The 11,944-nt window shown below is 55.5% G+C and carries 10 protein-coding genes; 7 read left to right on the forward strand and 3 right to left on the reverse strand.

Annotated features, from left to right (window positions below; genetic code table 11):
- Positions 1-170: 170 nt before the first annotated feature.
- Positions 171-1,823, forward strand: a complete 1,653-nt coding sequence (locus tag HV302_RS07290) for an alpha-keto acid decarboxylase family protein (RefSeq protein WP_181627101.1) — start codon at positions 171-173, stop codon at positions 1,821-1,823.
- Here the strand turns inward: HV302_RS07290 and HV302_RS07295 are convergent, their stop codons facing one another.
- Positions 1,824-3,059, reverse strand: coding sequence for an ion channel protein (locus HV302_RS07295; RefSeq protein ID WP_053389666.1), 1,236 nt, complete (start codon positions 3,057-3,059; stop codon positions 1,824-1,826).
- 204 nt (positions 3,060-3,263) lie between these two features.
- On the opposite strand from HV302_RS07295, the gene glk reads away from it, so the two are divergent.
- The 6 genes from glk to ptsP all read left to right on the forward strand — a co-directional run bounded on the left by glk (position 3,264) and on the right by ptsP (position 10,707).
- Entirely contained in the window at positions 3,264-4,229 is a 966-nt protein-coding gene (gene glk / locus HV302_RS07300) for a glucokinase (protein ID WP_016153902.1), read from the forward strand.
- Between the two features lie 221 nt (positions 4,230-4,450).
- Positions 4,451-4,777 (forward strand): PTS fructose transporter subunit IIB, encoded by a 327-nt coding sequence (locus HV302_RS07305; RefSeq protein WP_003028254.1) that lies wholly within the window; start codon positions 4,451-4,453, stop codon positions 4,775-4,777.
- Positions 4,778-4,797: 20 nt separating this feature from the next.
- Positions 4,798-6,045 (forward strand): PTS fructose transporter subunit IIC, encoded by a 1,248-nt coding sequence (locus HV302_RS07310; RefSeq protein ID WP_047499810.1) that lies wholly within the window; start codon positions 4,798-4,800, stop codon positions 6,043-6,045.
- Positions 6,046-6,062: 17 nt separating this feature from the next.
- Entirely contained in the window at positions 6,063-7,148 is a 1,086-nt protein-coding gene (gene ypdF, locus HV302_RS07315) for an aminopeptidase (RefSeq protein WP_181627102.1), read from the forward strand.
- Positions 7,148-8,188 (forward strand): aminopeptidase, encoded by a 1,041-nt coding sequence (gene ypdE, locus HV302_RS07320; RefSeq protein WP_181599023.1) that lies wholly within the window; start codon positions 7,148-7,150, stop codon positions 8,186-8,188. Before ypdF ends, ypdE begins: the two co-directional genes overlap by 1 nt.
- Positions 8,189-8,211: 23 nt before the next feature.
- Positions 8,212-10,707, forward strand: a complete 2,496-nt coding sequence (gene ptsP / locus HV302_RS07325; protein WP_181627103.1) for a phosphoenolpyruvate--protein phosphotransferase — start codon at positions 8,212-8,214, stop codon at positions 10,705-10,707.
- Positions 10,708-10,784: 77 nt separating this feature from the next.
- Here the strand turns inward: ptsP and HV302_RS07330 are convergent, their stop codons facing one another.
- Positions 10,785-10,973, reverse strand: a complete 189-nt coding sequence (locus tag HV302_RS07330) for a hypothetical protein (RefSeq protein WP_032931709.1) — start codon at positions 10,971-10,973, stop codon at positions 10,785-10,787.
- A 99-nt stretch (positions 10,974-11,072) separates the two neighbouring features.
- On the reverse strand, positions 11,073-11,936 hold the full coding sequence (locus HV302_RS07335; protein WP_181627104.1) for an AraC family transcriptional regulator: 864 nt from the start codon (positions 11,934-11,936) through the stop codon (positions 11,073-11,075).
- Positions 11,937-11,944 lie beyond the last annotated feature (8 nt).

An 11,944-nucleotide genomic window follows, 5' to 3' on the forward strand; every position in this document is an offset into this window, starting at 1 on the left:
CAGATAAGGTGTGACTTTGAGTGTATACGTTTACACAAGGCCAGCTGCAATTAAATTTAGGGATGAAAACTGTACATCTTGCTTTCCACCCCCTTCACAGCGACTTTCCTGGACAGTCATCACAGTTCTTCGATACTCAACATGAGGTTACCGTCAGAAGGAAAGCTGTCATGCAAACCCCGTATTCCGTTGCTGATTATCTGCTGGACAGGCTGGCAGGCTGTGGTGTTGGCCATCTCTTTGGTGTGCCTGGCGATTATAATTTGCAGTTTCTTGACCACGTGATTGAACATCCCAGCGTACGTTGGGTCGGGTGTGCGAACGAGTTGAATGCGGCTTATGCTGCGGATGGCTATGCCCGGGTATCCGGGGTGGGGGCGCTGCTCACCACGTTTGGTGTGGGTGAGTTAAGCGCGATTAACGGTATCGCGGGAAGTTATGCGGAATATGTTCCTGTTTTGCATATTGTTGGCGCGCCCTGTCGCGGTGCTCAACGTCGCGGGGAGTTGATGCATCACACCCTTGGGGACGGTGATTTTCAGCATTTTTATCGTATGCAGCAGGCGGTGACGACGGCCAGCACAGTGCTGGATGAACAAAACGCCTGTTATGAAATTGACCGCGTGCTGCGAACAATGCTCATCGAACGCAGGCCGGGCTATCTGATGTTACCTGCTGATGTGGCAAAACAGCGGACCACGCCGCCGAATGACATCCTGATTGTTCCTCTGAGCGAGCCAGAAAGCAGCGTGGCAGAAGCGTTTCGCTACCATGCCCGCGAGCGGTTACTGGACAGCCCGCGCGTAGCGCTTCTGGCAGACGTTCTCGCGCAACGCTTTGGCCTGCAGCCGGTATTGCAACGCTGGATGGCGGAATCGCCGATGGCCCACGCCACGTTGTTGATGGGCAAAGGGCTATTCGATGAGCGTCATCCGGCGTTTGTCGGCACCTACAGCGCTGGAGCCAGCAGCGACTATGTACGTCAGGCGATAGAAGATGCCGACACGATAGTGTGTGTTGGCACACAATTTGTTGACACTCTGACCGCCGGGTTTACGCAACAGCTACCACAGGAGCGCACGATTGAGGTGCAGCCACATGCCTCACGGATTGGAAACCGTTGGTTTAACGTTCCGATGGAGCAGGCGGTAACCACCTTGCGGGAACTGTGTCTGGAGATGTCCTTTTCACTGCCGCCAGAACGTCCGCCAGTTAGACGTATTCAGGTTGAGAAGGGACCTCTGACGCAGGAAAATTTCTGGCATACGGTGCAGCAGTATCTGGCGCCCAATGACATTATCCTCGTCGACCAGGGGACCGCTGCATTTGGCGCGGCTGCGCTCACGCTACCCGGTGGAGCGGAGGTGCTGGTTCAGCCGCTGTGGGGGTCTATCGGCTACGCGCTCCCGGCTGCATTTGGCGCGCAAACCGCCTGCCCGGACCGCCGGGTGATCCTGATTATTGGCGATGGTGCGGCGCAGCTCACCATTCAGGAACTGGGCTCTATGCTCAGAGACGGGCAATCTCCCGTTATTTTGCTGCTAAATAATGACGGCTATACCGTGGAGCGGGCTATACATGGGGCAAATCAGCGCTATAACGATATCGCCGCCTGGAACTGGACGCAGGTGCCGCAGGCGTTTCGTCGTGAATGTCAGGCGGAGTGCTGGCGTGTGGAGCAGGCGGTACAACTGGAAGAAGTGCTGGCCCGTTTGTCCCATCCGCAACGATTGTCGTTAATTGAGGTGGTACTACCGAAAGCCGATCTTCCTGAGCTATTGCGCACGGTGACCCGTGCGCTGGAAACGCGTAACGGAGGCTAACTACTTATCGGTACGCTCGGCGATCATCATCGGTTTGCCCGCCAGCAGCAGCCAGGCGGGCAGCATGACGATGCACAGCAGCGGCAGCAGGGTGGAATCTGGCACCACCACTGCTGCCATAAACAGGCTCAGCCAGGCGTCACGGGTGACGACCAGCACCAGTCCAAGAATCGCGCAGGAGACGGTAATGGCCGCTGGCACCGCTTCAACGTGGGCGTGCAACATCAGGCCAAGCGCGACCCCAACGAATACTGCCGGGAAAATTCGCCCGCCGCGAAAACCACTCGCAGCTGCAACCACTAATGCCGCCAATTTGATCACGGCGAGCATGAAATAATCCGATGCTCCCAGCGTCTGGCTAAATGCCATTTGCTGCATTTCGTCCAGTCCTTTAAACAAGGTAAGCGGTCCGCCGATAACGCCTAAAATGCCGAGGATTAAGCCGCCAGCCCCAAGAATCAGGACCGGGTGTTTCAATCGATGCATTAAATGGTGTAAACGCGGCAGACACCAGACAGCCACCATCCCGGCGGCAATGGCGATGGCGGCAACGACCGCACCGCTGAGGATATCGATCACGTGCATCTGCGTGTAGTGCGCGATGGGCAGTGAAAAATGGGGGTGAAAAAACAGACTGGTGGTCAGCGAGCCCGCGGCGGCGGCCATTAACGGTGCAAACAGGCGATCCCACAAAGGAACATTGTCCGAGCTATTCAGCGTTTGTGAAAAGACCAGCGCGGCGGCAACGGGGGTGCCAAATAGCGCGCCGATGGTGCCGGCAGAGGCGAGGATGGTCCAGTCCAGCTTAGCAATGCGGGGAAACATACGGCTGCCGAGCGCCACAGCCAGTGCGATATTCACGGTCATGATCGGGTGTTCCGGACCCAAACTGACGCCACCCGCCAGGCCGAGGATGAGCGCTGCCAGCAAGCCCGGAATTGCTGAGGTGGGGACCGGCATTCCAATTAACGGCTCACAGGCAGGATCCGGTCCCGCGTGACCCTGGCTGTAGCGAATAACTAACCCGACCATGATCCCCGTGAGCGTCAGCATGCCGATAATCCACAGCGGAGAGTCCTGGGCAATACCGATGCTAACGGGCAGGCGTTCCCACAAAAATTGCTGTAAAACGGACGCCACTTTCATCACAACGATCAACACCAGGCTGGAGGCAATACCAATAATTAGCGCAGGAGTTGATAGCAAGAGCATCGTTCTGGCTCGTGGATGAAGCATATTCTATTCCTTAAAACAGAGTCATAGACATAGTTTGCACAGCCTGCGCAACCGCATCGCTGCAAATGGTGCTGAAACGATAAAGTAATTATGTGATCTGGATCGATTTTCCACGGGCATCAGCCTTCAGGGCGTTGTTGTTATGCCCCCATGAATTTACAGTGTGGCAAAGATTTATTCTGACTTTAGCGGAGCAGTGGAAGAATGACAAAATATGCTTTAGTAGGTGATGTTGGCGGCACCAACGCGCGTCTTGCTCTGTGCGACATTGCCAGCGGCGAGATTTCGCAGGCAAAAACCTATTCCGGGCTGGATTACCCAAGCCTCGAGGCGGTAGTACGCGTATACCTGGATGAGCATAGCGTCAGCGTCGAGGATGGTTGTATTGCCATTGCCTGTCCGATTACCGGTGACTGGGTGGCAATGACCAACCATACCTGGGCATTCTCTATTGCTGAGATGAAAAAAAATCTGGGCTTCAGCCATCTGGAAATCATCAATGATTTCACCGCCGTGTCGATGGCGATCCCGATGCTGAAGAAAGAGCATTTGATCCAGTTTGGCGGTGCGGAACCTGTTGAAGGCAAACCGATTGCTGTCTATGGCGCAGGTACCGGACTCGGCGTGGCGCATTTGGTTCATGTAGATAAACGCTGGGTAAGCTTGCCTGGTGAAGGCGGTCACGTGGATTTTGCGCCTAACAGCGAAGAAGAAGGGATTATCCTTGAGGTCCTGCGTGCGGAAATTGGTCACGTTTCCGCAGAGCGCGTACTGTCAGGTCCGGGGCTGGTTAATCTGTATCGCGCCATCGTCAAATCAGACGGGCGCCTGCCGGAAAATCTGCAGCCGAAGGATATCACCGGGCGTGCGCTGGCTGATTCCTGTATCGACTGTCGTCGCGCGCTGTCGCTGTTCTGCGTCATCATGGGGCGTTTTGGCGGCGATCTGGCGTTAACGCTGGGCACGTTTGGCGGTGTGTACATCGCTGGCGGCATCGTACCGCGCTTCCTCGACTTCTTTAAAGCTTCGGGTTTCCGTGGTGGTTTTGAGGATAAGGGGCGTTTTAAAGCCTACGTACAGGATATTCCGGTATATCTGATCGTGCATGATAACCCGGGCCTGCTTGGTTCCGGTGCGCATCTGCGCCAGACACTGGGTCATATTTTGTAAGGCCAACGCCGGACGGTGCACAGCGCTTATCCGGCTTACACATATCCCGCAAGACCGCGTTTATTACGCGGTTTTTTTATGCCTGCCGCCCGCCTTTCCGACCTTCGTCACATTTCCGAGTGGCGGGATTATTTGTCCAGTAAAAGCATTATTTGTCTGATAACGGTCGTTACTTTCCCCGGACCATAATTTCACTCGTTAACTATTACGAGGAAATGATTATGAGCAAAAAACTGATTGCCGTTTGCGCGTGCCCAATGGGGCTGGCCCATACCTTTATGGCGGCTCAGGCGCTGGAAGAAGCCGCGGTTGAAGCGGGTTATGAAGTGAAAATTGAAACCCAGGGTGCGGACGGAATTCAAAATCGCCTGACGGCGCAGGATATCGCAGAGGCAACGTTGATCATCCATTCTGTTGCCGTTACTCCGGAAGATAACGAGCGTTTTGAGTCGCGTGACGTTTACGAAATTACGTTACAGGACGCGATAAAAAATGCAGCCGGCATCATCAAAGAGATCGAAGAGATGGTTGCCGCTGAACAACAATAATCATCGACAGGGAATTACGTATGGCCATTAAAAAACGCAGTGCAACCGTTGTGCCTGGCGCATCTGGTGCGGCAGCGGCAATAAAAAATCCACCGGCCTCCCACAATAGCTTCTGGGGCGAACTTCCGCAGCATGTGATGTCGGGTATTTCTCGCATGGTACCGACGTTAATTATGGGCGGGGTAATTCTCGCCTTCTCGCAACTGATCGCCTATAGCTGGCTCGATATTCCTGCTGACACCGGCATCATGGATGCGCTGAACAGCGGAAAATTCAGCGGTTTTAATCTCTCATTACTGAAGTTTGCCTGGCTGTCGCAATCTTTTGGCGGCGTGCTGTTTGGTTTTGCTATTCCGATGTTTGCCGCGTTTGTCGCCAACTCTATCGGCGGTAAGCTGGCGTTTCCGGCGGGGTTCATTGGTGGACTGATGTCCACTCAGCCCACGCAGATACTGAATTTTGACCCAGCGACGCTGCAATGGGCAACCAGTGCCCCCGTCCCGTCAACCTTTATTGGCGCGCTGATTATCTCGATTGTCGCCGGGTATCTGGTGAAGTGGATGAACCAAAAAATCCAGTTGCCTGATTTCCTGCTGGCATTCAAAACCACCTTTTTACTGCCCATTCTTTCCGCGATCTTCGTCATGTTGGCGATGTATTACGTGATAACGCCGTTTGGCGGGTGGATCAACGGCGGAATTCGTTCTCTGCTGACGGCGGCTGGAGAGAAAGGCACGCTGATGTACGCGATGGGGATTTCTGCGGCAACGGCGATTGACCTCGGCGGTCCGATTAATAAAGCCGCAGGATTTGTCGCCTTTAGCTTTACTACCGATCACGTTCTGCCGGTAACCGCACGCTCTATTGCCATCGTGATTCCTCCAATTGGCCTCGGGTTGGCTACGCTTCTCGATCGGCGCTTAACTGGCAAACGCCTGTTCAGCGCACAGCTCTACCCGCAAGGGAAAACGGCAATGTTCCTCGCGTTTATGGGCATCAGCGAAGGGGCGATCCCGTTTGCACTGGAAAGCCCCATCACGGCAATTCCATCCTATATGGTTGGCGCTATTGTCGGATCGACGGCTGCCGTCTGGCTGGGGGCGGTGCAGTGGTTCCCGGAATCGGCTATTTGGGCATGGCCGCTGGTCACTAACCTCGGCGTCTATATGGCGGGGATCCTGTTAGGTGCGGTGATTACGGCGCTGATGGTGGTGTTCCTGCGCAACATGATGTACCGCAAAGGCAAATTGCTGATTGAAAGCCTCTGATTAAAAGGATTGTGACCATGAGCTTACTTGCCTCGCTGCGTGACTGGCTAACGGCGCAACATCTCGATGCGATGCTGCTGTCATCGCGGCAGAATAAACAGCCGCATATGGGGATCTCCAGCGGTTCAGGGTTTGTGTTTATCAGCCATCAAAGCGCGCATATTCTGGTCGACGCCCGTTACTACACCGATGTTGCCACGCGTACTCAGGGCTATCAGATCCATCTACTTGATGGCGCGCAGACGCTGTATTCACGGGTGAATCACATTATTGCTGACGAAAAGCTGCAGACGGTGGGATTTGAAGGCGAGCAGGTAAGCTGGAATACGGTGAATGGATGGTCGGGCAAACTGCTTGCGCGACTAGTGAGTGCCGTGCCGGATGTGCTCCGGCAGGTAAAAACGGCGCAGGAGATAGCCTGCATTCGCAAAGCCTGTCGGATAGCTGACCTTAGTGCTGAACATATTCGCCGCTTTATTCAACCCGGCCTCAGTGAGCGCGAAATCGCCGCTGAACTGGAGTGGTACATGCGCACGCGCGGTGCAGACAAACCCTCTTTTGACACCATTGTCGCCAGCGGCTGGCGCGGCGCGCTGCCGCACGGTAAAGCCAGCGACAAGCGTGTCGAGGCGGGTGAGTTCATCACGCTGGATTTTGGCGCGCAGTATCAGGGCTATTGTTCGGATATGACGAGAACCTTTCGCATCCCAGACGCAAACCAGCCAGCGCAAGAAAGCCCGCTGTTTTCCGTGTATCAGATTGTTCTGGCGGCGCAGCGTGCGGCGGTGGCAGCAATTCGACCAGGTCGGCGTTGCCATGAGGTTGACGCCGCAGCCAGGCAGGTCATTACGCAGGCGGGCTATGGTGATGAGTTTGGTCACAATACCGGACACGCTATCGGCATTGAGGTGCATGAAAATCCCCGTTTTTCCCCCACCGACGCGACGCCTCTGGCGGTTGGCATGCTGCTCACCGTTGAGCCGGGTATTTATCTGCCGGGGCAGGGAGGCGTGCGTATTGAGGATGTGGTGCTGGTTACGCCAGACGGCGGCGAGGTGCTCAACACCATGGCGAAGACATTGTTACACACGGGAGAAGCGTAATGGACTTATCGCTACTGAAGGCGCTGAGTGAGGCGGACGCGATCGCCTCTTCAGAACAGGAAGTGCGGCAGATCCTGCTTGAAGAGGCGGATCGTCTGCATAAAGAGGTGCGCTTTGACGGCCTGGGATCGGTGCTGATCCGTCTGAATGAATCAACCGGTCCGAAGGTAATGATCTGCGCGCATATGGATGAAGTGGGATTTATCGTGCGCAGTATTTCCAGCGAAGGAGCGATCGATGTATTGCCGGTGGGAAATGTGCGTATGGCGGCCAGGCAATTGCAGCCGGTGCGGATCACTACCCGTGAAGAGAGCAAAATTCCCGGTCTGCTCGACGGAGTGCGCAGCGGTAATGACGTCAGTGCGCTGCAGGTGGACATTGGCGCGCGGTCTTATGACGAGGTACTTCAGGCCGGCGTACGCCCTGGCGATCGCGTCACCTTTGACACGACGTTTCAGGTTTTGCCGCACCAGCGAGTCATGGGCAAAGCCTTTGATGATCGACTTGGATGTTATTTGCTGGTGGCGCTGCTGCGCGAATGGCATAACGCCATTCTCCCATGCGAGGTCTGGCTGGTGGCCAGTTCCAGTGAAGAAGTGGGACTGCGCGGAGGACAAACGGCAGCACGCGCGGTCGCCCCGGATGTGGCGATCGTGCTGGATACCGCCTGCTGGGCCAAAAACTTTGATCATGGTGCGGCCAACCATCGACAGATTGGTAATGGCCCGATGCTGGTGTTAAGCGATAAATCGCTGATTGCCTCGCCAAAGCTGACGGCGTGGGTTGAAAGCGTGGCCACCGATGCGGGCATTACCCTGCAGTTTGACATGTTCAGTAACGGCGGCACTGACGGCGGGGCGGTGCACGTAAGCGGTACGGGGATCCCCACGGTTGTCATGGGGCCAGCTACGCGGCATGGACACTGCGCGGCGTCGATTGCCGACTGCCGTGACATCATCCAGACGCAGCAGTTGTTGTCGGCTCTTCTTTCACATCTTACGTGCGAAACCGTGGTTCATCTGACGGATTTCAGGTGCTGATTTCGCGCTAATCAGGAGTTGTTATGCTAACGATTCAATTTCTTTGCCCGCTACCCAATGGCCTGCATGCGCGTCCGGCGTGGGAGCTGAAAGAGCAGTGCAGCCAGTGGCAAAGTGAGGTGATATTTCTTAACCATCGCCAGAACGCCAGGGCAGATGCGAAAAGCTCCCTGGCGCTGATTGGCACCGGGACGCTGTTTAATGACAGTTGTAGCTTAACCATCACCGGTCGCGATGAAGAACAGGCCCGACGAGCGCTAGAGGAGTACCTCCTGCACCGGTTTATTGACAGCGACAGCGTTCAGCCGACGCCGGCGGAACTGGCGGCGCATCCGTTGCCGCGTTCGCTGATTCGCCTCAACCCAGACCTTCTTTATGGCACCGTGCTGGCAGGAGGCGTGGGGGCAGGTTCGCTCACGCTTTGGCAGAGCGATAATCTGGAAAGCTATCGCGCGATTGCGCCGAGTGCGGAAGACAATACCCGGCTGGAGCATAGTCTGGCGACGCTTGCCGAACAGCTCAATCAGCAACTGCGCGAGCGTGAGGGTGAGAGTAAAACCATCCTCAGCGCCCATCTGTCTCTGATTCAGGACGACGAGTTTGCCGGGAATATTCGTCGCTTAATGCTGGAGCAGCATCTGGGGTTAGGGGCGGCGATTATCGCCAATATGGAGCAGGTGTGCGACAAGCTGTCGGCCTCCGGTAGCGATTACCTGCGCGAGCGCGTTAGCGATATCCGTGATATCAGCGAACAACTGCTGCACATCACCTGGCCTGAAAGACGTCCGCGCAATGCGCTGGTGCTGAATAAGCCGACGATTCTGGTCGCTGAGGATTTGACGCCCAGCCAGTTTTTAAGCCTCAATTTGCAGCATCTGTCAGGCATGATCCTGGAGAAAACAGGGCGTACATCGCATACCCTGATCCTCGCTCGCGCGTCGGCTATACCGGTGCTTAGCGGCTTGCCGCTGGAGGCCATTAGCCGCTATGCAGGCCAGCATGCGGTACTGGATGCCCGCTGTGGGGTACTGGCCATCAATCCGGACGATGCGGTTCGCGGTTATTACGCGATTGCGCAGAAGCTGGCCGATGAATGCCAGCGGCGGCAGGCGCTTGATGCCGCCCAGCCCGCGCTGACCAAAGATAATCAGCGTATTGACGTTGCAGCGAATATCGGTACCGCGCTGGAAGCGCCGGGGGCGTTTGCCAATGGCGCGGAAGGGATTGGGCTGTTTCGTACTGAAATGCTGTTTATGGACCGCGACAGCGCTCCCGACGAGCAGGAACAGTTTGAAGCCTACCAGCAGGTCTTATTGGCCGCGGGCGACAAGCCGGTTATCTTTCGCACCATGGATATTGGGGGGGATAAAAATATCCGTTACCTCAATATTCCGCAGGAAGATAATCCGTTCCTGGGCTACCGCGCGGTGCGAATTTATCCGCAGTTTGCCGGACTGTTTCGCACGCAGCTGCGCGCCATCTTACGTGCGGCAACCTTCGGCAATGCGCAGCTGATGATCCCAATGGTGCACAGCCTTGACCAGATTTTGTGGGTAAAAAGCGAACTGCAAAAAGCGCTGGTGGCACTGAAAGCCGACGGTTTACGCCATGCTCCGACAATTTCATTGGGGATTATGGTTGAAGTGCCGTCGGTGTGCTACATCATCGACCATTTCTGCGATGAGGTGGATTTCTTCAGTATTGGTTCAAACGACATGACCCAGTACCTGTACGCCGTCGATCGTAATAACCCGCGCGTTTCGCCGTTGTACAACCCGATTACGCCGTCGTTCCTGCGAATGTTGCAGCAGATTGTCCGTGTGGCGCACGAACGCGGTAAATGGGTGGGCATTTGCGGCGAACTGGGGGGCGAAGGACGCTATTTACCGCTGCTACTGGGCTTAGGACTCGACGAGCTGAGCATGAGCAGTCCACGTATTCCGGCGGTGAAAAGTCAGCTTCGTCAACTGGAGGGCCAGGCATGCCGTGAACTCGCCATACGGGCCTGTGAGTGCCGTAGCGCTCAAGAGATAGAAGATCTGCTAAACCAGTTTGCACCGCAGAAAGACGTGCGTCCGCTGCTGGCGCGGGAGAACATCTTTGTTGGTGAATCTCTGAGTAACAAAGAGCAGGTGATTCAGTTTCTGTGCGGCAATCTTGGTGTTAATGGGCGAACTGAACATCCGTTTGAGCTGGAGGAAGATATCTGGCAGCGCGAAGAGATAGTCACCACTGCTGTCGGTTTTGGTGTGGCTATTCCGCACACTAAGTCCCAGTGGATCCGCCATTCCAGCATCAGTATTGCCCGGCTTGCTTATCCCGTTGACTGGCAGTCAGAGATGGGCGAAGTGGAACTGGTTATCATGCTGACGCTGGGGGCTGATGAAGGCATTAACCACGTGAAGGTCTTCTCGCAGCTGGCGCGTAAGCTGGTGAACAAGCCGTTCCGCCAGTCGTTGTTTGCCGCTGAAAATGCCGACAGTATTCTCGCGTTGCTGGAGGCGGAACTGACGTTTTAAGCTTCATTGAAAGAGCGCTCTCCAGCCTGCGACGATCTGGTTGCAGGCTGGATGAACGCGACCGGAAAGCGACATCATCAATGTGGCGCGTTTGGCACCGGCAGTTTCCCGGCTCTTAAGAGCGTCATTTCTTGCTTACAGAGCAGAACTACCGCCTGGCGAGCTTTAACACGGCGGGAGGTAAGGGCTCTTTTCACGGTCTGACGATCCGCACCTGATTCCAGCATCTGAAAACACATCAGGGAGAGTGCACGTCTGTTTTTCATCGCATATTCACTTTATTGAGTAAGCCTGCAGGGGGAGCTACATGCCGTTATTTTACAACGATGCAAACGGATATTACTAACCTGTTGGTGTTGTCTCACTTAACGTGCTGACTGAAAACGTACGCTGTACTCTCCCGGCGTCAGGCCAAACTGACGCCGGAACAGGCGGCAGAAATAATTACTGTCCTGATACCCGCACCGCTGTGCGACTTCGCTAATCGACAGATGGTATTTCTGTAAGATGATGCGCGCCTTCGCCATTCTGACCCACCGCAGGTACTCGACGAACCCCATGGTGCCGTGCTGGGCAAACACTTTTGACAGGTGGTTGGGCGTGATATTAAAAAACTGCGCTACGCTTTCCCGGGTCAGCGGTTGGGCATAGTTATCCTGCACCCAGTTACACATACTGTGATAGAGAAATTCAGCGCGCGGACGCTCTGTGTCAGGGCGGGTATTCACCACGCTACGACACAGATGCAGCAGGCTAAGCACCAGCGGCTGAATAATATCCTGGGCCTGAGGAGAGCGGCTTAAATGGGTTAATGCGGTGAGCATCGCCTCGCCTTCGCCGCGCTGCGGATGTGGTAACTCAATACGGCGGATAGGACGTAACAGCGATGCCGTTCGATTATCGTAAAAAGAGAGCCCCAGCCAGGCCGGAGAAAACACCAGACTCAGTAGCATCACGGGGTTATCGCTGCCGGGCAAATTCGCCGCTTTCGCCGGGATAAACAGCATGTCGCCTTCAGGCAGGCTATGCTGCTGTTTTTCCAGTTGATTACTGTATTCGCCACGCAGCACGATATCGAGGCGCGGAAGGTCAATACACAAACTGCCGGACGGAAACGTGGGGGGATGGGTCGCGAACCACACGCGGCCAAGACGCTGCGGGTTCAATACCAGGCCGCTGAACAGATCGGCGAAAAACTGTTGGTCTGCGGGGAGGCCTGGCTCTTTCATCGCTCTTT

The sequence above is a fragment of the Citrobacter sp. RHBSTW-00859 genome, from assembly GCF_013729795.1.
Classification (GTDB): domain Bacteria; phylum Pseudomonadota; class Gammaproteobacteria; order Enterobacterales; family Enterobacteriaceae; genus Citrobacter; species Citrobacter braakii.